Here is a 23,520-nt window from a genome sequence, read left to right as displayed (position 1 = left end):
CGCGCGCCGATCGCCGGCGCCCGCCGGTCGTGCCGCCTCCCTCGCGTGGCGGGACCTGTCGCCTCTCAAGGAAGTTGTTGCATGAATGCAGGAATGGGAACTCTCGATCGCCGCGGTCCGGCGGGATCGCTGCTGCCGGTGCTGATCGCGCCGGCCTCGCCTGGCGAGCCGCTGATGGACGCGCTGGCGCGGCGCCGCGCGGAGATCGACGCGGCGCTGGCCACGGTGGGCGGCGTGCTGCTGCGGGGCTTCGACGTGGCGGACGCGGCGGCGTTCCGCGCCTTCGCCGCGGGCTTCGGCCATCCGCTGCTGTCCTACGAATTCGGCTCCACGCCGCGCTCGGAGGTCGGCGGCGGCGTCTACACCTCGACGGAGTACCCCGCGCATCAATCGATCCCGCTGCACAACGAGCAGGCCTACACGCGGGAGTGGCCGATGAAGATCTGGTTCCACTGCGTCACCGCGGCGCCCGAGGGCGGCGACACGCCGATCGCCGACAGCCGCGCCATCCACCGCCGCATGCCCGCGGCCATCCTCGATCGCTTCGCGCCGGGGATCCTGTACGTGCGCAACTACGGCGACTTCGACGTGCCGTGGCAGAAGGTCTTCAACACCGCCGATCGGGCCGATGTCGAGCGCTTCTGCCGCGATGCCGGCATCCGCTGGGCGTGGAAGCCCGACGGCGGCCTGCGCACCTCGCAGCTGTGCCAGGCGGTGGAGACGCACCCGGTCACTGGCGAGAAGGTCTGGTTCAACCAGGCCCACCTGTTCCATCGCTCCAACCTGCCGGCGGAGGTGCGCGAATCGCTGGAGGACCTGCTCGGCGAAGAGAACCTGCCGCGGGACACCTTCTTCGCCGACGGCTCGCCGATTCCTGACGGCGTGCTCGACGAGGTGCGGGCCGTGCTGGACGAGGAGACGGTGTCCTTCACCTGGCGGGCCGGCGACGTGCTGATGCTGGACAACATGCTGGCGGCGCACGCGCGCGGCCCGTTCCGCGGCCCGCGCAAGGTCATCGTCGCGATGGCCGAGCCCCACGGCAATCAAGGCCGCTTCTGAGACCGACCGCGATGACAGGACCGCACATGAACCAGCCCTCCGTCGCGACGGATTTCCCGCCGCACTTCGTCGCCCATCTGCGCGCGCTCGCCGAGCGGCGTCCCGAGGACATCGCGCTGATCGCGATCCGTGATCGGGAGGGGCGCGAGGAAGACATCGGCGTCGGCTACGCCGCGCTCGACCGGCGCGTCCGCGCGCTGGCGGCGACGCTGCAACGGCGCTTCGACGCTGGTGACCGGGCATTGATCCTCCTCGAGAACGGCGATCACTACGTCGTCGCTTTCCTGGCCTGTCTCTACGCCGGCATCATCGCGGTCCCGGCCTTCCCGCCGGAAAGCACCCGCCCGCAACACCTGGCGCGTCTGCAAGGCATGGCGGCGGATTCGCAGGCGCGCTGCGTCCTCACGACACGCGACCTGGCCGACCGCTTCGGCGCTACGTTGTGCGAGCTGTCGGGCATCGACACGGAAGCCGCGGTCGCGGGCGGCGGCGGCAGGGACGGCCGGAGCAAGGTCGACGGCAATGCCGATATCGACGTTGATGCCGACGCCGACGCCGACGCCGACACCGATGGCGATGGCGATACCGATGGCGACAGTGCCGCGATCGCCAAGGTCGTCGCTCGGATCGAGGTCGTGGCGGTGGACGAGTTCGACCACGCTGGCGAGGATGCCGCCGCGCGCTGGCGCGTCCACGCGCCGCGCGGCGGCGACATCGCCTTCCTGCAGTACACCTCCGGATCGACGTCGGCGCCCAAGGGCGTGATGGTGAGTCACGACAGCCTGATGGCCAACGAGCGCGCCATCGAGGAAGGCCTGTCGGTCGGCCCCGACGACGTATTCGTGACCTGGCTGCCGCTGTTCCACGACATGGGCCTGATCGGCGGCATGCTGCAGCCGCTGCATCGCGGCATCAAGCTGGTGCTGATGCCGACACGGCTGATGCTGGAGCGGCCGGTGCGGTGGCTGCAGGCGCTCTCACGCCATCGCGGCACGATCAGCGGCGGCCCGGACTTCGCGTTCCGGCTCTGCGTCGACCGCGTGCGCGACACGCAACTGCAGACGCTGGACCTGTCGAGCTGGCGGTTGGCCTTCTCCGGCGCGGAACCGGTGCGTCACGACACGCTGCGGGCCTTCGTCGACCGCTTCGCGCCGGCCGGTTTCTCCGCGGCGGCGCCTTATCCCTGTTACGGCCTGGCGGAAGCGACGCTGTTCGTCACCGGCGGCACGCGCGGCGAAGGGTTGGTCGCGACCGCCTTCGATGCCGAGGCCTTGGCGCGGGGGCGGGCCGAGCCGCATGCGGGCGGCACGCGGCTGGTGGCCTGCGGCCGGGCGCCCACGGCGCATGGGGTGCTGATCGTGGACGCCGCGTCGGGCGCCGCCTTGCCACCGGGCCGGGTAGGCGAGATCTGGGCGTCGGGCCCCAGCATCGCATCGGGGTACTGGCAGAAACCGAGGGCGAGCGCCGAGACCTTCGTCGAGCGCGACGGCCGGCGCTGGCTGCGCACCGGCGATCTCGGTTTCGAGCACGACGGGCGGCTGTACGTGGCCGGGCGTCTGAAGGACATGATCATCGTGCGCGGCCACAACGTCTATCCGCAGGACGTCGAGCGCGCGGTGGAGGCCGGCGTGGAGGCCGTGCGCAAGGGCCGCGTGGCGGCCTTCCGGGTCGAGGTCGACGGCGTGGAGGGCATCGGCGTCGCGGCCGAGGTCTCGCGCGGACTGCAGAAGCTCGTGACGCCGCAGGCCCTGTCCGACCTGCTGTGCGAGGTCGTCGTCGCGCAGGCCGGCGAGGCGCCGCTGGCGATCGCCTTGCTTCAGCCGGGCGGACTGCCCAAGACGTCGAGCGGCAAATTGCAGCGGGCCGCGTGCCGGCAGGGCTGGACCCAGCGATCGCTGGAGGCTTACGCGCTGTTCGAGCGCGGGCAGCCGTTGATGAGCGCTGAACCCCAAGGCGTCTGGCGCACGGACGCGGGTTTCACGTCCGGCGCTGACGCGGGCGCCGATCCCGGCCTGGACGCGGGACAGGGCGCGGGAGCGGCGGCTCCTGCGGCAGCGTTGGACGCGCCGCTCGACGAAACCACCGCGGCCCTGGTGGCGTTGTGGCGAGATGTGCTCGGCCTCGCGCCGACGCGCCCTTGCGGCGCGGACTCCCATTTCTTCGCCCTCGGCGGCAACTCGCTGCTGGCGGTGCAACTGGCCGCGCGCATCGGGCAGCAATGGCGGATCGATTTCCCGGCGCGCCAGGTGTTCGAGCACGCACGGTTGCGGGCGCAGGTCGAGGCGATCCGCGCCGCCGCGCCGGTCGCGCACGAGACCGCCACCATCGTGGCGCTGGCGCCGGCAGTGCGCCGGGGGCCGCTGCCGTTGTCCTCCGCCCAGCGGCAGCACTACTTCCTCTGGCAGCTGGATCCGGGCAGCAGCGCCTATCACGTGCCGTGCGTGCTGCGCATCGACGGCGATGTCGATCCGGAGCGTCTGCGGCGCGCCTTCGCCAGGCTGCTGGCGCGGCACGACGTCTTGCGCTCGGTGTTCCGTGTCCGCGAGGACGGGGAGATCGAGCAATCGGTCGAGGCAGGCGCGACCGCGGCGCTGCATTGCATCGGCCTCGCGGATGTGGACGGTGCCGACCGCGAGGATCGCGCCCGTCGGATCGTCACGCGGCTGATCGCGGAGCCCTTCGACCTCGCGCGCGGTCCGCTGGTGCGCGCGGTGCTGGTGAAGCTATCCGGGCGGGATCACCTGCTGGCCCTGGTCGTGCATCACATCGCCGTGGACGGTGCCTCGATGCAGATGCTCATGGACGAGCTGGCCGCGCGCTACGGGAGCCCCTGCGGCGACTCGGACGTCTCGCCACCCTCGCCGCTCCAGTACGCCGACTACGCCGTCTGGCAGCGCGAAGCCGTGGACCCGGCGCGCGAGGCGCTGCAGATGGCCTTCTGGCGCGACCAACTGCGCACGGCCGGCGGAGAGCCCGCGCCAGACTTGGTCCTCCCGACGGACCATCCACGCTCCCGACACCAGCGTCAGCACGCGGACTCGATCGAGGTCGAGCTGCCGGCGGACATCGTCGCCCGCCTGCGCGCCCAGGCCGGCGCCGAGGGCACGACGCTCTTCATGAGCCTGCTGGCCGGCTTCCAGGTGCTGCTGCACCGCTACACCGGGCAGCGCGAGATCCGCGTCGGCGCCCCCTTCGCGAATCGGCCGCTGCCGCAGTTGCAGGACATGGTGGGCTGCTTCGTCAACACGCTGGTGCTGCGCGCCGACATCGACGGCGGCGATTGCCTGGACGCGGTGGTCCGCCAGGTGCGGCAGGTTGTGCTGGAGGCGCAGGCCCATCAGGGGGTGCCGCTGGATCGTCTGATGCGGGAGCTGCAGCCGCAGCGCGGCCTCGACGCGCAGTCGCCGTTCCAGGTCGTGTTCAACCACTTGCAGGTCAGCCACGATCGCGCGGAGCGCCAGACCGGCTGGTCGATCGCGGAAGTCGCGGTGCTGCCCGAGCACGCGCAATTCGAGCTCGTGCTCGAAACGCGCGAGATCGCGGACGGTGCCGTGCGGGCGCGGCTGGTCTGGTCGAGCGAGCGCTTCGAGGCGGCGACCATGGCCCGACTGGTCGGGCATTACCTGGCGGTGTTGCGCGCGCTGTCCGACCGACCGGACCTGGCGGTGCGGGACGTCGACCTGATCGGCGCGCAGGAGCGCGACACGCTGCACCGCTGGGGTGGCAACCCCGACGCCCGCCGCGACGCGCAGCCGGTGCATCGCCTGTTCGAGCGCCACGCGGCGGCGCGACCCGATGCGCCGGCCTTGCTCTTCGGCGACGAGGTCGTCCCCTATGGCGACCTCAACCGCCGGGCCAACCGGCTGGCGCGGCGCCTGCGGTCGCTGGGCGTGGGGTCGGAGGTCCAGGTCGGCATCGCGATGGATCGATCGCCCGAGCTGATCGTGGCCCTGCTGGCAGTACTCAAGGCCGGGGGGGCCTATGTGCCACTGGAGCCGTCGCACCCCGCCGCGCGCCTGCGGTCGATGATCGAGGACAGCGGCATGCGCCTGCTGTTGACGCAGAGGGGGCAGGCGAAGCGGCTGCTGGCCGGGCACGCCGCGCGGGTGCTCGTGCTCGACGAGGCCGATGTCGCGCGGCAGCCTGGGGCCGGGATCGACGGTGAGCCCCACGCGGAGCTGGATGCCGGGCTCGACGCTGGCCTGGAGGTCGAGCTGGAGGCCCAGCCGGACGTCGACGTTGACCTCGACCAGGCGCTGGACCTGGATCTAGACCTCGCCGTCGATCCGGGCCAGCTGGCCTACGTCATCTACACCTCCGGCTCCACCGGCGCGCCCAAGGGCGTCGCGGTGGCGCACGGTCCGTTCGCGATGCATTGCGTGGAGACGGCCACGCTCTACGAGATGGGGCCGCACTCGCGCGAGCTGCACTTCCTGTCCTTCGCCTTCGACGGCGCGCACGAGCGCCTGTTCACCGCGCTGGGCTGTGGGGCCTCGTTGGTGCTGAGGGACGGCGCGCTCTGGTCGCCGCGCGACACGCTCGGCGCCATCGGTCGGCATGGCGTCACCAACGGCGGCTTCCCGGCGGTCTATCTGCAGGAGCTCGCGCATGCCGCCGCGGGGCCGGGCGGGGCGCCCGCCGTCCACCTGTACTCCTTCGGCGGCGAGGCGATGCCGAGGGAAGGGCTGGAGCTGGCGCAACGCCACCTCGGCGCGAAGGTCCTGATCAACGGCTACGGCCCGACGGAGACCGTCGTGACGCCCACGCTGTGGAAGGCCCGCACCGACGAGCCGCTGCCCACCGCTGCCTACGCGCCCATCGGCCGGCCCGTCGGCGACCGCAAGGCGCTGGTGCTCGATGCCGGGCTCGACCTGCTGCCGCAAGGCCTGGTGGGGGAGCTCTACCTGGGCGGCAGCGGCCTCGCGCGTGGCTATCCGGCGCGCGGCGGGCTGACCGCCGAACGCTTCGTCGCGGATCCCTTCGATGCCGCCGGTGGTCGCCTCTATCGCACCGGGGACCTGGTGCGCTGGAACGCGCAAGGGCAATTGGAGTACCTCGGCCGGGCGGACCAGCAGATCAAGATCCGCGGCTTCCGCATCGAGCCTGGCGAGGTGGAGGCGGCGCTGCTGGCGCAGCCCGGCGTGCGCCAGGCCGCGGTGGTGGTCCGCGCGGGTCCGGGCGGACCGCGCCTGCTGGGCTACGTCGCGCCGCGGCCTGGGCAGGCGTTGCACGCCGCGGCGCTGCGCGAGCGGCTCGCGGATCGCCTGCCCGACTACATGGTGCCCGCGGCCGTCGTCGTGCTGGAGGCGCTGCCCGTCAACGTCAACGGCAAGGTGGACCGGTCGGCGCTGCCCGAGCCGCGGGCCGTCGACGGCGGGCGTGGCGCGAGCGGCGAGGGCCACGCCGTCCGCATGGGCGGCGGTGCGACCTCCGACGGTGCCGGCGAGAACGATGCGACCTCCGACGACCTTGAACGGCAACTGTCGCTCGTGCTCGCCGAGGTGCTGGGCGTCGCGCACGTGGGGCTCACCGACAACTTCTTCGATCTGGGCGGTCATTCGCTGCTGCTGATCCGGCTGCACCGTCTGCTGGAAGACCGATTGCATGCGGGCCTGAGCGTGGTGGACCTGTTCCGCCATCCCAACGTCGAAGCCCTGGCGCGGCGCATCCGGCAAGACCGGGCCGCCCGCGACGGCAATCACTCCCCGAGCGCCGGAAGTGGCAGCCCCACGGATGAACGCGCCGATGCGGCCGTGCCTCTCCTGGCCGCTCCCATCGACGACGCCGACCACCGGCGCCGCGCCGCGCTGCTGCAGCGACGCAAGCGCCTCGCCGAAAGGACCCACTGATGCATTCGAACGCTGATCCGCTGAACGGTCAGGACCACGGCCTGGAGATCGCTGTCGTCGGCATGGCCGGACGTTTCCCCGACGCCCCCGACATCGAGACCTTCTGGCGCAACCTGCGCGACGGTGTCGAATCGGTGCGGTGCTACGACGACGAGGAACTGCGTCGGCGCGGTGTCCCCGAGGCGCTGCTGAGCGATCCGCACTACGTGAAGGCCGGCGTGCCGCTGGCCGACATGGCGCTTTTCGATGCCGAGTTCTTCGGCTACACGCCGCGCGACGCCGAGACGCTGGATCCGCAGCATCGCGTCTTCCTCGAATGCGCCTGGGCGGCGCTGGAGCACGCCGGGTACGACGCGCAGCGCCAGGACGGGCGCGTGGGCGTGTACGCCGGCTGCGGCGCGGCGACCTACCTGATGCGGCACCTGCTGCCGCGCGAGCGGCTCGCGCAGGGCGGGCAGATCGCCGATCTGCTGGGGCTGCTCGGCGGCAACATGGCGGACGCGCTGTGCACGCGCGTGGCCTACAAGCTCGATCTGCGCGGACCGGCGGTGACGATCCAGACGGCCTGCTCGACCTCGCTGGCGGCGGTGCACGGCGCCGTGCAGGCGCTGCTGGGCCATGAATGCGACATGGCGCTGGCGGGCGGTGTGTCGCTGAACCTGTTGCAGACGGCCGGTTATCGCCATCAGCCGGGCGCGATCTTCTCGCCCGACGGCCATTGCCGCGCCTTCGACGCCGAGGCGGCCGGCACGGTGCTGGGCAGCGGCGCCGGCGTGGTGGTGCTCAAGCGGCTGGAGGACGCCTGGCGCGACGGCGACACCATCCATGCGGTGATCAAGGGCAGCGCCGCCAACAATGACGGCGCGGACAAGGTCGGCTTCACCGCGCCCGGCGTGAGCGGCCAGACGGCGGTGATCCGCGCGGCGCAGGCGGTGGCCGGCGTCGCGGCGCGCAGCATCGGCTACGTCGAGGCGCACGGCACCGGCACCGCCCTGGGCGATCCGATCGAGATCGAGGCCCTCACCGCCGCCTTCCGCGGCGACGGCGACGCGTCGCGCCCCGGCGAGCCGTGGTGCGCCATCGGCTCGGTCAAGACCAACGTCGGCCACCTCGACGCCGCCGCCGGCGTGACGGGCCTGATCAAGACGGTGCTGGCGCTGCGTCACCGGACCTTGCCGCCCAGCCTGCACTTCGAGCGGCCCAACCCGCGCATCGATTTCGAGCGCAGCCCGTTCCGCGTCAACACCGAAACTCGTCCGTGGCCGCGAGGCGGGACGCCGCGTCGCGCGGGCGTCAGCGCCTTCGGCATCGGCGGGACCAATGTGCACGTCGTGCTGGAGGAGGCTCCCGACGCCGCGCCGCGCGATGACGCCACGCCGGGCGATGACCTCAGGTCGCGTGATGGCCCCTGGCCGGAGGATGACGCCGCGCCGCGCGACGACGCCGTGCTGTCCGGCGCCTGGCAGGTGCTGCCGCTTTCCGCCCGCGACGAGACGGCGCTTTCCGAGCAACGCACCCGCCTGGCCGCCTGGCTGCGCGATCATCCCGAGCAGCCGCTGGCCGACGTGGCCCACACGCTGCGCCATGGCCGGCGCGTCTTCCCGTGGCGCGCCGCCGCCGTGGCCGATGGACACGGCCTCGCGGCGGATCTGCTCGACGCGCCGGGGCCCGGCGCGCGGGCGGGGCGAGCGCCGGAGGTGGTCTTCCTGTTCCCTGGCGGCGGCACGCAGCATGTGCGGATGGGGCAGGCGCTGTACCGGCGAAGCGACTTCTTCCGCGCCGAACTCGACGCCTGCCTGGACCTGCTGCGCCAGCGCGGCGGCCCGGACCTGCGGGAGGTGCTGTTCCCCGCGTCCGGCGCCGAGGCTGCCGCCACGGCGGGGCTCTCGCGGATGTCGATGGCGCAGCCGGCGCTGTTCGTCGTCGGGTACGCGCTGGCGAAGTGGTGGATGCACCTGGGCGTGACACCGGCGCTGATGCTGGGTCACAGCCTCGGGGAATACGTGGCCGCCTGCCTGGCCGGTGTCTTCGGCCTGGGGGACGCGCTGCAGGTCGTGGCGACGCGAGGCCGGTTGATGGAAAGCGTCGCGGGCGGCGCGATGATCGCCGTGCCGCTGCCCGAGGCGGAGCTGCGACCGTTCCTCGACGATGGCTGCGACCTGGCGGCGGTGAACGGCGAATCGCTGTGCGTGCTGGCCGGGCCGGTCGACGCCATCGACCGCGCCGAGCGCGCGCTGGCCGTGCATTGCCTGCCGCGCCGGCTGCATATCCAGGTGGCGTCGCATTCCGCGATGGTTGAGCCCATCGTGGCGGAACTGGAGCGCGCCATCGCCGCCGTGCCGCGGCAGGCGCCGTCGATCCCGTTCGTGTCCAACGTCACCGGCCGTCCGATCACGGCGGAGGAGGCGTGTGATCCCGCGTACTGGGGCCGGCACTTGCGCGGCGCCGTGCGCTTCGCCGACGGCCTGACGACCGTGCTGGGCACGCCGGGCCGCGTGCTGCTGGACATCGGCCCCGGCGAGACGCTCGCCGGGCTGGCCCGCCTGCATCCGGACCGCGCGTCGGCCGCGGGCATCTGGTCGTGCCAGGCGCACCCGCAGCAGCCCGAGCGCGACGAGCGCCAACTGGCCCTGGCAGTGGCCGGGGCGTGGACCGCGGGCGTCGATGTCGATTGGAACGCGCTGCAGCCCGCGGCCGGCCGCCGGCGCGTGCCGCTGCCGACCTATCCGTTCCAGCGCCGACGTCATTGGGTCGAGGCGCCGGACGCGTCCACGGACGAGGCTCCGGGTCCGTCGGCCGGCGTGGCGCCGACCCACGCGGCCGCGGAGGACGGGCTCTACCTGCCCGATTGGGAGCGTCAATCGCTGCCCGCGATCGCGACCGCGATGTCTGCGACCACCACGAGGTCCGCGATGCTCAAGGCCACCACGGCCACCACGGCCACCACGGCCACCACGGCCACCACGGCCACCGCGATGCCCGCAACGAGCGCGGTGTCCGGGAAGACCGCGATGTCGACGACGACCGAGACGGCCGTCGCGCCGCGCGATGGCGTGGCGCTCGTGCTGGCCAACGCCGACGCCACCGCCACACAGCTCGTCGATGCGCTCGTCGCGCGGCTGACGGGGCAGGGCTGGCAGGTCGTGCGCGCGGTGCCGGGCCGTGAGTTCGCGCATGCCGAGCCGGGCGTCTATCAGCTGCGCGCCGACCGCGTGGAAGACATCGCGGCCCTGCTGGTCGCCCTCGGCGACAGGGGGCCGGTGATGCGGGTGTTCCACCTCGGCGGCCTGGGGCCGCGCATCGCGCCGGGCACGGGGGACGATGCCTATTTCGGTCTGCTCGCCCTGTTGCAGGCGCTGGAGGGGGCGCCGGCGTCCCATGGCGCCGAGGCTCGGCCCGTGGTGGCGGTCGTCGCCGACGGACTGGGGGACGTGTCCGGCTGCGAGGCTCTGGCGCCGGGCAAGGCGACGCTGCTGGGCCTGGCCAAGGTGGCGGGCCAGGAGTATCCCGGACTCGATTGCCGCGTGATCGACGCGCCGCGCGTGGCGAGCGCCGCGGCGGCCGTCGCGCTGGCAGCGGCGCTGGCAGCGGCGCTGGTGGACGAGGCCGATCGTGGCCGCGACTTCCTCGTCGCGTTGCGCGGCGCGCAGCGCTGGGTCCGACGCTACCGGCCCGTGCCGGCGGACCTGCCTCGCCACGAGCGCCTGCGCCGAGGCGGCACCTACCTGATCACCGGCGGCATGGGCGCGGTGGGCCTGGCCCTGGCGCGCTATCTGGCCGGCACGTGGGGCGCGCGGCTGGTGCTGCTGGGACGCACGCCGCTGCCGCCGCGATCGGACTGGCCCGCGTTGGCCGAGGCCGCGGATCAGCCTGCGACCTTGCGCCGCACGCTGCGCCAACTGCTGGACCTGGAAGCCGCGGGTGCCGAGGTGATGACGGTGGTGGCGGACGTGCTCGTCGCCGCCGAGCTGCAGGCGGCGCTGGCGCGGGCACACGCGCGCTTCGGCCCCGTCCACGGCGTCGTGCACGCGGTCGTGCATCCGGGGCGCGGCCTGATCGGCCGGCGCGCACGCGCGGACGTCGAGGCCGCCTGGGCATCGAAGATCGCCGGGACGGACTGCGTGCTGCGCGCGGTGGCCGGCGAGCCGCTGGACTTCGTGATGCTCTGCTCCTCGGTGGCCGCGCTGATCGGCGGCCTGAGCCGCAGTGACTACGCCGCGGCCAATGCCGGCATGGACGCGCTGGCGGCGGCCCGTCGACGCGAGACGGGCTTGCCGGTCGTCTCCGTCAACTGGGACGCCTGGCGCGACGTCGGCGTGGCCGTCGACCTGGACCTGCCGGGCGGTGTCGGGCTGGACGAGGCCGGCGGCGTGCGCGCCTTCGAGCGCATCCTGCTCGGTCCGGACCTGCCGCAGGTGGTGGTGTCCACCACGCCGCTGGAGGCACGGCTCGGGCCCCTCGACCAGGGCCTGCTCGCCGCGCTGGAGGAACTGCCCGCGACCACCGCAGCCACCGCCGTCGGCCAGCCGCGTCCGGTGCTGCCCACGCCGTACGTGGCGCCGGACGGCGTGCTGCAGGAAGGGCTGTCGGCGATCTGGACCGAGATGCTGGGCATCGCGCCGCTCGGCGTCGACGACAGCCTGTTCGACCTGGGCGGCGACTCGCTGCTGGCCATCCGCCTGCTGTCGCGGGTGCGCAAGGTCTATGGCGTCGAGCTGCATCCGGCCGACTTCTTCCGCGCCCCCACGATCGCCCGCCAGGCCGACGAGATCGAACGTCGCCTGCTGGACGAGATCGAACAGACGGACCCACTGGGCCTGACGCCGGACGCGGACGGCGCGATGTCCGGCTCCCCCGACTCCTTGAGCGTTGCGACATGAACAGTCCCTCCGACCTTTCCCAACGCCGCGCGCGGCTGTCCGACGCGCAACTGCAGCGGCTGCGGCAACGCATGGCCGGCACGGCGGCGCCGAATGACCCGTCGAACGCGACATCAATCGCGACGTCGACCGCCACGGCGGCCGGCGCGACCGGCATCGCGCGCGGTACCGACCCCACCGGCCCCGCCACGCCCGCCCAGCGCGGCCAGTGGTTCCTGTGGCGCATGAATCCCGACAGCACCGCGTATCACGTGGGCGGCGGCCTGAGGCTCGCGGGAACGCTCGATGTCGCCGCGCTGCGTCGGGCGCTGGCGCAGGTGATCGACCGCCACGATGCGCTGCGCACCGTCTTTCACTCAGGCGACGGGGGGGACGACACGTTGACCCAACGGGTACGGCCGGCGATGCCGCTGGACCTGCCGTGCCTCGACCTGAGCGGCCTCGACGCCGATGCGCGCGAGGTCCGGCGGCGGCAGGCCGTGCGGGAGGTTTGCACCTCGGCGTTCGACCTGGAGCGAGGGCCGCTGCTGCGCGCCGTGCTGTTGAAGACCGAGCCGGCGGCGCACGACCTGCTGTTGTGCCTGCATCACGCGATCTCGGACGCGTGGTCGGTCGAGCTGATCCTGGCGGAACTGCCCGCGCTGTACGTGGCGGCCCTGCGCGGCCAGGACGTCGATCTGGCGCCGCCCGAGATCCGTTTCGTGGACTTCGCGCGCTGGCAGCGGCAATGGCTGGACGGCGCGCAGGGCGAGCGCCAGCTTGCCTACTGGCGCGACCGTCTCGACCCCGAATCACCGCCGCTGTCGCTGCCGACGGACCATCCGCGCGGCGCCCCGGACGGCCCTCCTGCGGCCGTATCGCTGACCTTGCCCGCCGAGCTCGTCGTCGGTCTGCGCGAGACCGCGCGGCGCCACGGTGGCACGCTGTTCATGGTGCTGGCCGCGGCCTTTCACGCGCTGCTGTTCCGCCACACCGGACAGGCGGAGATCCGCTCCGGTCTGCCCGTGGCCAACCGCAACCGGCCCGAGGTCGCGCGCGTGGTCGGCTTCTTCGTCAACACGGTGGTGCTGCGCAGCGAGGTCGGACCGCGCATGACCCTGACCGAGCTGCTGCGGCAGATGCAGGAGACGGTGCTAGGCGCACTGGCGCATCAGGAGCTGCCGTTCGAGCGCCTGGTCGAGGTGCTCAAGCCGTCCCGGGCGGCCGGCGCGACGCCGCTGTTCCAGGTGCTGTTCAATCATTTGCGCCTGGACGAGCACGCGGCGCCGGCCTGGCCGGGCCTGGCGGTGCGGCGTGTCGACTTCGGCGAGCGCAGCGCGCCGTTCGAGCTGACGCTGGAAACGGCCGAGTCGGGCGACGGCCAGGTGCAGGCGTGGTTCCGGTATGCCAGCGCGTTGTACGAGCGCGCCACGATCGAGCGGATGGCCGGGCATTACCTGGCGCTGCTGCGGGCCTTGCACGAGGCGCCGGAAACGGCCGTGGGCGACGTGGCGCTGCTGGACGCCGATGAGGAACGCCAGCTCGCGCGATGGAGCCGCCGCGAGGACCTCGTCGTCACGGACCTGATCCACCAGCGCTTCGAGGCGCAAGTCCGGCAGCGGCCCGATGCGACGGCCCTGGCGCTGGGACAGGAACGCATCAGCTACGCGGCGCTCGACCGCGCGGCCAATCGGCTGGCGCATCGGCTGCGGCGGCTGGGCGTAGGCCCAGAGACCCGCGTCGGGCTTGCGGCGGGGCGGTCGCTCGCGATGGTCGTGGGCATGCTGGCGACCCTGAAGGCGGGCGGCGCCTACGTGCCGCTCGATCCGGCCTATCCCGCGGATCGACTCGGCTTCATGGCACAGGACAGCGGCATGGCCCTGCTGCTGTGCGACGACGATCACCCCGCGTTGGCCGAAGTCCACGTGCCGCGTGTCGACTTGCGCGTCGATCTGCCCGGCGACGACCGCGAGCGCGGCGAGGACTTCGCCGACGAGTCGAGCCGCGCCCCGAGCGTCGCGCTGCGACCGGATCACCTGGCCTACGTGATCTACACCTCCGGCTCGACCGGTCGACCCAAGGGCGCGCAGCTCACGCACCGCAACGTGCTGCGGCTGCTCGACGCCAGCGCCGGCCACTTCGACTTCGGCCCGGACGACGTGTGGACGCTGTTCCATTCCTACGCCTTCGACTTCTCGGTGTGGGAGCTGTTCGGGCCGCTGTGCACCGGGGGACGCGTCGTCATCGTGCCGCACCTCGTCAGCCGCTCGCCGCGCGAGTTCCTGACATTGCTGCGCGAGCATCGCGTGACGGTGCTCAACCAGACACCTTCCGCCTTCAAGCAACTGATGCACGTGGCGGTGCAGTCGGGGCCGGTGGACGCGCCGGCCGAGGCGGCGCTCGACGGGCAAGACCTGGCCCTGCGGCTGGTGATCTTCGGCGGCGAGGCTCTGGAGCCGCGCAGCCTGCGGCCCTGGGCCGATCGCTTCGGGCTGGAACACCCTCGGCTGGTCAACATGTACGGCATCACGGAAACCACGGTGCACGTGACCTGCCGTCCGCTCGACGCGTCGGACCTGGAGGACGGCGGCAGCCCGATGGGGCGGGCGTTGCCCGACCTCGGCCTGCGGCTGCTGGACAGCGAGCTGCGACCGGTGCCCATCGGCGTGCCGGGCGAGCTCCACGTGAGCGGCGCCGGCCTGGCGCGGGGTTACCTGCACCGGCCCGGTCTGACCGCCTCGCGATTCATCGCCGATCCCGACGACGCGGCGGGCGGCCGGCTGTACCGCACCGGCGACCTGGCGCGTTGGCGCGCCGACGGTGACATCGACTATCTCGGCCGCATCGACGAGCAGGTCAAGATCCGCGGCTTCCGGATCGAGCTGGGCGAGATCGAAGCCCGGCTCACGGCCTTGCCCGAGGTCCGTGAAGCGACGGTGCAGGTCGCCAACGGCGCGGGCGGGGCGCGCCTGGTCGCCTTCGTCAGCGCGCGCGGGGGCCTGGCCATCGATCCCGAAGCGCTGCGTCGCCGGCTTGCCGCCGACTTGCCCGAGCACATGCTGCCGTCGTCCGTGCAGGTGCTGGATGCGCTGCCGTTGAACGCCAACGGCAAGCTGGACCGTCGCGCGTTGCCGATGCCCGAGCCCGGCAGGGGGCGCGGCTCGACGCTGCCGGAGGGGCCGGCGGAGACGGCGCTGGCCGCGATCTGGTCCGCCGTGCTCGGCGTCTCGCGGGTCGGTCGCGACGACGATTTCTTCGATCTCGGTGGGCATTCGCTGGCCCTGGTGCAAGTCCAGGCCAAGGCCGAGTCGCACTGGGGCGTGCGGTTGCCGCTGCGCCGCTTCTTCGAGCTGAGGACGCTGTCGGCGCTGGCCGGCGAGCTGGCCGCACAGCAGCCACGGGCCGCGCAGGCGCTGGGGCGGGAGCTCGACGAGATGGACCGCCTGCTGGCGGCGTTGGAACCCCCCGAGACCTTCAAGAAGCTGGAAGAGCTGGAGCCCTGATGGAACAGAAGAAGCGAGAGATCGCCGAGCGCTTCGCGCGTCTGCCGGCGGAGCGGCAGGCCGCGTTCATCCAGGCGCTCGACGCGCAGGGGATTGCTTTCGCCGGCCTGCCGATCGTGCCGCTGCCCGCGGACCAGGTCGCGCCGCTGTCCTACGCGCAGCGGCGGCAGTGGTTCCTGTGGCGCATGGATCCGACCAGCGGCGCTTACCACGTCGCGGGCGCCGTCGCGCTCGACGGCGCGTTGAACGTCGAGGCCTTGACGGACGCCTTCACGGCCATCGTCGCGCGGCACGAGTCGTTGCGCACGGTGGTCCAGGCGGACGAGGACGGCCTCGCGCGGCCCGCGGTGCTGCCCGCCGCGCCGGTGGATCTGCGTCTTGTGGAATGCGGCGACGGCCACGACACGCGGGCGGCCGAGGCCATCCGCGATCTGGCGCAGGAGCCGTTCGATCTCACCCGGGGCCCGCTGCTGCGGATCGGGTTGGTGCGGACGCGTCCGGAGCGCCGGGTGCTGGTGCTGGTCATGCATCACATCGTGTCGGACGGCGCGTCCATCCAGTTGATCGTCGACGAGTTCGTGCGCGAGTACCGCGCCCGCGTGATCGGGACCACGCCCGACCTGTCGCCGCCGCCGCTGCGCTATGTCGACTACGCCGCCTGGCAACGGCGCTGGATGGAGGCGGGCGGCAAGCACCGGCAACTGGCCTACTGGACGGCGCAGCTCGGCGCCGAGCAGCCCGTGCTGCAACTGCCCGCCGATCATCCCCGCCGCGCCGACGGGCGTTATCGGGCCGCGTCGCACACGCTGGCCGTGCCGCGCCCGTTGCTGGACGCGCTGCGCGAGCGGGCGCGCAGCGCCGACGCGACGCTGTTCATGGTGCTGCTGGCCGGCTACCAGGCGCTGCTGCATCGCCTCACCGGTCAGCCGGACATCCGCGTGGGGTCGCCGGTGGCCAACCGCCATCGCGCGGAGACGGCCGGCATCGTCGGCCTCTTCGTCAACACGCAGGTGCTGCGCGCGGTCTTCGACGGCCGTACCCGGCTGGACGCGCTGATCGCCGCCACGCGGGAGGCGGTGCTGGGCGCGCAGACCCACCAGGACCTGCCGTTCGAGCACCTCGTCGAGGCGTTGCAGCCGGAGCGCAGCCTCGGCACGTCGCCGCTGTTCCAGGCGATCTTCAACCACCAGCGCCGCGATCTGGGCGGACTGCGCGACCTGCCTGGCCTGAGGCTGAGCGAGCAGGCGCTGGCGCCGACGTCGGCGCAATTCGAGCTCGCGCTCGACATCGTGGAGGCGCCCGACGGCACGGCCACCGCGACCTTCTCCTACGCGGCCGAGCTCTTCGAGCCAGCCAGCGTCGAACGTTTCGCCGGCCACTACCTGCGCCTGCTCGACGCGATCGCCAAATCGCCTGAACGACGGCTGGCCGACGTTGTGCTGCCGGGCGAGGCGGAGCAGGCGCTGCTGCGCGACTGGGGCGTCAACGCGCCGCGACACGACGTATCCGCCCCGGTGCACGAGCTGTTCGAGACGCAAGTCCGCGCGCGTCCCCGGGCCACGGCGCTGATCCTTGGCGACCAGCGCATCGACTACGACACGCTGAACCGCCGCGCCAATCGCCTCGCGCATCGGCTGTTGGCGCTCGGCCTCGCGCCGGAGACGCGGGTGGGCGTGTTGCTGGAGCGGTCCATCGACCTGGTCGTCGCGCTGCTGGCCGTGTGCAAGGCGGGCGGCACCTATGTGCCGATGGATCCGGCCTACCCGGCGCAGCGGCTCGCCTTCATGGCGCAGGACAGCGGCATCGGGCTGCTGCTGACCCAGTCCTCGTTGGCCGAGGCGCATGGCGGCGCGGCGCCACGATGGCTGGTGGACAGGCTGGCGTCGGATGGCGAGCTGGACGCCGAGCCCGACGGCAATCCCGGCGTGCCCGTTCACGTCGATCAGCTGGTCTACGTGATCTACACCTCGGGCTCGACCGGCCTGCCCAAGGGCGTGGCGGTGGCCCATGCGCCCTTCGGCATGCATTGCGTGGAGACGGCGGCGCTCTACGAGATGGATGCCGGCTCGCTGGAGCTGCATTTCCTGTCCTTCTCGTTCGACGGCGCGCAGGAGCGCCTGTTCACCGCGCTGTGCTGCGGCGCCGGGCTGGTGCTGCGCGACGCGTCGCCGTGGACGCCCGACCAGACGCTGGCCGCCATGCGCGCGCACGGCGTCACCAACGCCGGTTTCCCACCCGCCTACCTGCAGGCGCTGGCCGCCGAGGCGCGGCATGGCGGCGCGGTGCCGACGCTGCGCCTGTGCTCGTTCGGTGGCGAGGCGATGCCGCGCGCGGGCCTGGCGCTGGTCGACGACCGGCTCGGGCCGGCGCTGCTGATCAACGGCTACGGCCCCACCGAGACGGTGGTGACGCCGGTGGCGTGGAAGGCGCGCCGCGGCACCACCGTGACCTCCGCCTACGCCCCGATCGGCCGCCCGGTGGGCGATCGCACGGCGCGGGTGCTGGACGCCGATCTGTGCCTGCTGCCGCCCGGCGTGCCCGGCGAGCTGTACCTCGGCGGGCAAGGCATCGCGCGGGGCTATCTGGGTCGCGCGGGCCTGACGGCGGAGCGTTTCGTCGCGGACCCGTTCGACCTTGCCGGCGGGCGCCTCTATCGCACCGGCGACCGCGTGCGCTGGAGCGAGGACGGCCAGCTCGAATACCTGGGGCGCATCGATCAACAGCTCAAGATCCAGGGCTTCCGCATCGAGCCGGGCGAGATCGAATCGCGGCTGCGCCAGCAGCCCGAGGTCGGCGATGCCGCGGTCATCGCGGGGCAGGGCGCGACGGGGGCGCGGCTGATCGCCTACGTATCGCCGCGCGCCGGGCGGCGGGTCGAGGCGGAGGTGCTCCGCGCGCGCCTGGGCCAGGTCTTGCCGGAGCACATGGTGCCGGCGGCCCTGGTCGTGCTGGAGGCGCTGCCGCGGACCGTGAACGGCAAGCTCGACCGCGAGGCGCTGCCCGAGCCCGCGCTGGCGGCGACGCGCGACTACGCCGCACCGCAAGGCGACGCGGAGCAGGCCCTGGCCGCGATCTGGGCCAACCTGCTGGGCGTGCCACGCGTCGGCCGCAACGACAACTTCTTCGAGCTGGGCGGGGATTCGATCCTCAGCCTGCAGGTCGTGGCGCGCGCGCGCCGGGCCGGCTGGCGACTGGCGCCGCGCCAGCTCTTCGAGCATCAGAGCATCGCCGCGCTGGCGTCGGTGACGGTCGTGGTGGCCGTCGATGCGCCGGCGACCACCGAGTCGGCCGTGCCGGCCACCGGCGAGGTGCCGTTGCTGCCGATCCAGGCGGCATTCTTCGCCACGCCCGTGGCGGATCGCCATCACTGGAACCAGGCCGTGCTGCTGCGCAGCGACGATCCGCTGGCGCGGCCGGCGCTGCAGGAGGCGCTGGAGGCGCTGCTTCATCAGCACGACGGCCTGCGCCTGCGTTATCGCCAGACGCCGGATGGCGCATGGCGCCAGACCTATGGCGACGTACCCGACGGGCAGCGGCGGGAGCTGCTGTGGTGGCGCCGCGCGGCGGACGCGACCGCGCTGACGGCGCTGTGCGACGAAGTCCAGCGCAGCCTGGACCTGGCGAACGGGCCGCTGCTGCGCGCGTTGGCCGTCGAGATGGCGGACGGCTCCTGGCGCCTGCTGCTGGTGGTCCACCACCTGGTGGTGGACGGCGTGTCGTGGCGTGTGTTGCTGGAGGACCTGCAGACCGCCTATGCCCGGCGCCTGGCGGGGCAGCCCTGCGTGCCGCCGCCCAGGACCGCCGGCATGCGGGACTGGGCGCTCGCGTTGAGCCGCCGCGTCGCGGGTCTCGATGGCGAGCTCGACCATTGGCGCGCGCTGATCGACGTGCCGGCCTCGATGCCGTGCGACCGGCCCGAGGGATCCAATCGCCTGACGGCGATCGACACCATCGAGTTGCGCCTGGATCCGGCCGCCACCGAGGCACTGCTCAAGCGCGCGCCGGCGGCCTATCGCACGCAGGTCAACGACTTGCTGTTGACGGCGCTGGGCCGCGCGCTGTGCGCCTGGAGCGGCCACGAGCGCGTGCTGGTGGACCTGGAAGGCCACGGGCGCGAGGACTGGGGCGATGCGCCGGACGTCTCCCGCACCGTGGGCTGGTTCACCAGCATGTTTCCGTTTGCGCTCGACCCGCTGGGCGAGCCGGGGGCCGCGCTCAAGCGCGTGAAGGAGGCGCTGCGCCGCGTGCCCTTGCGGGGCCTGGGCTTCGGCCTGCTGCGCCACATGGGCAGCGAGGCGCAACGCGTGGCCCTGGCGGACGTGCCGCGGGCGCAGGTCGTCTTCAACTACCTGGGCCAGGTGGACAGCGGTTTCGACGCCGGCCGCTGGCGCATGGCGACGGAGAGCGCCGGCACGCCCATGGACGAGACGGCGGAGCAGTCGCACGAGTTCGCCGTCAACGGCCAGGTGCTGGACGGCGAGCTGGCGCTGCGGGTCGGCTACAGCCGCGAGCGCCACGACGCCGCTGTCGTGCGGGCCTGGGTCGACCGATTCGAGGTCGAGCTGCGCGCGCTGATCGATCACTGCCGCGGCGGCGCCCGCGGGCTGACGCCGTCGGACGTGCCGCTGGCCGGTCTGGATCAGGCGCGGCTGGATGCGTTGCCATTGCCGATGGACCGGATCGAGGACCTGTACCCGCTTTCGCCGATGCAGTCGGGCATGCTCTTCCACGTGCTGGCCCAGCCCGACACGGGGCAGTACCTGACGCAACTGCGGGTCGACATCGACGGCCTGGATCCCGCGCGTTTCCGGCGGGCCTGGGCCGGGGTGCTCGCCGCGCACGAGGTGCTGCGCACCGGATTCCTGACCGATCTTGAACGTCCGTTGCAATGGGTGGCGCGCGTGGTGGACACGCCGCTGCGCGAGCTCGACGGGCTCCGTGACGCGGCGGACATGGAGGTGCTGGCGATCGACGAGATGGCCGCGGGAGTCGACCTCTCGCGCCCGCCGCTGATGCGGCTCGCGCTGGCACGCACCGGCGCGGACAGGCATCACCTGGTCTGGACCAGCCATCACCTGCTGCTCGACGGCTGGAGCGCGTCGCAGTTGATGGGCGAGGTGCTGCGGCGCTACGACGGCCAGACGCCGCTGGCGCCCCCGGCGCGCTACCGTGACCACATCCGGGCCCTGCTGGCGCGCGACGCGCAAGCCGACGAAACGTTCTGGCGCGCGCAACTCGCGCGGCTCGACGGTCCTAGTCTGTTGACGCTCGCGGTGCCGCGGCCCTCGCCGACATCGGCGCCGGAGTCCACGTCGGCATCGAACGCCGCACCGACACCGGCACCGACACCGACGTCCGCATCCGCATCCGCATCCGCATCGGCGCCCACATCCGCCTCCCCGCCGACGGCGACCGGCATCGCCCATCTGATTCACCGACTCGATCCCGACGCGACGCGCCGGTTGAGCGACGCGGCGCGCGCGCAGCGGGTGACGCTCAACACGCTGGTGCAGGCCGCGTGGGCGTTGCTGCTGGCCCGCCACACCGGCCAGTCGGCGGTGGTGTTCGGGACCACCGTGTCCGGTCGTCCGCCGGAGTTGGCGGGGTCCCAGGAGATGCTGGGCCTGTTCATCAACACGTTGCCGCAGGTCGTTGTGCCGGGTCCGGCGGATCGGCCGGTCGGCGACTGGTTGCGCCAATTGCAGGCCGACGGCGTGGCCGCGCGCGAGCACGAACAGACGCCGCTCTACGACATCCAGCGCTGGGCGGGGCAGGGCGGCCAGGCGCTGTTCGACAGCCTGCTCGTCTTCGAGAACTACCCGATCGACGCCGCGTTGCGGCAGGCGGCACCGGGCGGCCTGCGCTTCGGCGAGGTCCGCAGCCAGGACGACACCAACTATCCGATGACGGTCTCGGTCCACCTGGACCACTCGCTGACGCTGGACTACGGCTATGACCGCGCCTGCTTCGACGAGGCCACCGTGCGGGCGCTGTCGGCGCAGGTGGAGCGCCTGCTGGCCCGGCTGGCGGAGGCGGCCGACCGTCCGATCGGCCGGATCGACGCGATCGACGAGCACGGTCGCCGACAGCTGGAGCGATGGGGCCGCGGGGCCGAGGCGCATGCCGGGCCGGACGAGCGCATCCATCGCCACCTTGCTCGACATGCCGCGCGGCGGCCCGATGCGATGGCGCTGCGCTGCGGCGCGGGGCAACTGACTTACGCGCAGCTCGACGAGCGCGTCAATCGCCTGGCCCATCGTCTGATCGGCCTGGGCGTGCGACCCGAGGCGCGGGTCGGCATCGCCACCGAGCGTTCGATCGACATGATCGTGGCGGTGCTGGCCACGCTGAAGGCCGGGGGCGTCTACGTGCCGCTCGATCCGTCCTACCCGGCCGCGCGGCTGGAGGCCATGATCGAGGACAGCGGCATCGGCCTGCTGCTGACGCAGCGCCGCGTCCTGGGCACCTTGCCGGTGCCGGCGTCGGTGGTGCCGGTGCTGGTCGACGAGCCGGCGCATGAACCGGCCGGCGGGCCCGGCGCTGGACCGGCGGAAGTTCCGGACGCACCGGAGGCCAAGCAGGCACGGGAGGCACCGGATGCCCGGGATGATCGACAAGCCGGCGAGTCGGCCGACGGCGCGCGGCGGCGCGCAGCGGTCCACGATCCCGATGTGCCCACCCACGGCGATCAACTGGCCTACCTGATCTACACCTCGGGATCGACCGGCCGCCCCAAGGGCGTCGGTATCTCCCATGCCGCGCTGATGCGGCATGCGCGGGTGGCGGCCGGCTTCTTCGACCTGACGGAGCGGGACCGCGTGCTGCAGTTCGCGACGCTCAACTTCGACGGCTTCGTGGAGCAGCTGTTCGCGCCGCTGCTGGCGGGCGCGGCGATCGTGCTGCGGGGGCCGACCTTGTGGGACAGCGCAGAGTTCCATGCCCAGGTGACCGAGCACGGCGTGACCGTGGCGGACCTCAGCACGGCGTACTGGCTGCTGCTGGCCCAGGACTTCGCGCGCATGGGCCTGTCGCCGCCGGCGGCGCTGCGCCAGGTACACGCCGGTGGCGAGGCGATGTCGCCCGAGGGCATCAGGGCCTGGCGCGAGGCAGGCCTGGGCGGCGTGCGTCTACTCAATACCTATGGGCCGACGGAGGCCACGGTGACGGCGTCGGTGCTCGACTGCTCGCCGCCGGCGCGTGGCGACGAGGAGGTGCCGGCGCAGGTCCCCATCGGCAAGCCGCTGGCGGGGCGGGTGATGCGCGTGGTCGATACCGACATGAACCTCGCGCCGCCCGGCGCGGCGGGGGAGCTCTGCATCGGCGGCGAGCTGCTGGCGCGCGGCTATTGGCGACGCCCGGGGTTGAGCGCCGAGCGCTTCGTGGCCGATCCCTTCGATGGCGACGGCGGACGGCTCTATCGCACCGGTGATCTGGTGCGTTGGAATCGGCGGGGCGAGCTGGTGTACCTCGGCCGCATCGACCATCAGGTCAAGATCCGCGGCTTCCGCATCGAGCTTGGCGAGGTGGAGGCACAGTTGCTCGCCCAACCCGAGGTGCGCGAGGCCGTGGTCGTGGCGGACACCACGCCGGATGGCGCGCGGTTGCTGGCCTACGTGTCGACGAAGCCAGGCGTCGTCCGGCGTGTCGACACGGATGGGAATGGTGCGAAGGCCTGCACGCGTGGCGGCGATCAGTCCGCTTCGGACGAAGACCCGCGCGGCGATGACGACGGTCTCGCAGGCGGCGGCATGCAGGCCTGCGGCGGCGTGGTCGGCATCGACGGCAGCGTGCTGCGCGAGCGGCTGTCGCGCTCGCTGCCGGACTACATGCTGCCTGCCGTGATCACGGTGTTGCCGGCGCTGCCGCTCAACGCGAACGGGAAGATCGATCGCAAGGCGCTGCCCGCGCCCACGCTCGTGCCGGCGAGCGGCGGCGAGCCGCCGCGCGAGGGGATCGAGAGCGCGCTGGCCGCGATCTGGGGTGACGTGCTGGGCGGGGGGCGCATCACGCGGCAGGACCACTTCTTCGAGCGCGGCGGGCATTCGCTGCTCGCGGTCCGATTGACGACGCGGCTGCGCCAGCAGTTCGCGGTCGAGCTCTCGTTGCAGGCGGTGTTCGACCACCCCCGGTTCGCCGACCTCGCGCGGTGGCTCGTGGAGCAGGGCGCCTCGGCCGCGCGGACCGATGCGCCGGCCACCGACGCAGGCCGCTTCGCGGCGCTGCTGGATGATTTGGAGACACAGGATTGAC

At 72.8% G+C, this 23,520-nt stretch carries 5 protein-coding genes; all 5 read left to right on the top strand.

Going from position 1 to position 23,520, the window contains the following annotated elements; genetic code table 11:
• Positions 1-81 precede the first annotated feature (81 nt).
• Genes CDN99_RS10955 through CDN99_RS10930 form a run of 5 tightly spaced genes read left to right on the top strand, consistent with a single transcriptional unit; the run spans position 82 to position 23,519 of the window.
• On the top strand, positions 82-1,059 hold the full coding sequence (locus tag CDN99_RS10955) for a TauD/TfdA family dioxygenase (RefSeq protein WP_088384902.1): 978 nt from the start codon (positions 82-84) through the stop codon (positions 1,057-1,059).
• A 26-nt stretch (positions 1,060-1,085) separates the two neighbouring features.
• Positions 1,086-6,908, top strand: coding sequence for a non-ribosomal peptide synthetase (locus CDN99_RS10950; protein WP_141100736.1), 5,823 nt, complete (start codon positions 1,086-1,088; stop codon positions 6,906-6,908).
• Positions 6,908-11,788, top strand: coding sequence for a type I polyketide synthase (locus tag CDN99_RS29260; RefSeq protein WP_238139476.1), 4,881 nt, complete (start codon positions 6,908-6,910; stop codon positions 11,786-11,788). The genes CDN99_RS10950 and CDN99_RS29260 overlap by 1 nt, the downstream gene beginning before the upstream one ends.
• Positions 11,785-15,270: a non-ribosomal peptide synthetase gene (locus tag CDN99_RS10935; protein ID WP_088384900.1), complete on the top strand. Its 3,486-nt coding sequence runs from the start codon at positions 11,785-11,787 to the stop codon at positions 15,268-15,270. The genes CDN99_RS29260 and CDN99_RS10935 overlap by 4 nt, the downstream gene beginning before the upstream one ends.
• Positions 15,270-23,519 (top strand): non-ribosomal peptide synthetase, encoded by an 8,250-nt coding sequence (locus tag CDN99_RS10930; RefSeq protein ID WP_088384899.1) that lies wholly within the window; start codon positions 15,270-15,272, stop codon positions 23,517-23,519. Before CDN99_RS10935 ends, CDN99_RS10930 begins: the two co-directional genes overlap by 1 nt.
• The last annotated feature ends 1 nt before the right edge of the window (position 23,520 follow it).

It is taken from the genome of Roseateles aquatilis (genome assembly GCF_002205645.1).
Taxonomy (GTDB): Bacteria; Pseudomonadota; Gammaproteobacteria; order Burkholderiales; family Burkholderiaceae_C; genus Roseateles; species Roseateles aquatilis.
This window is presented reverse-complemented; position numbering and strand designations above follow the sequence as displayed.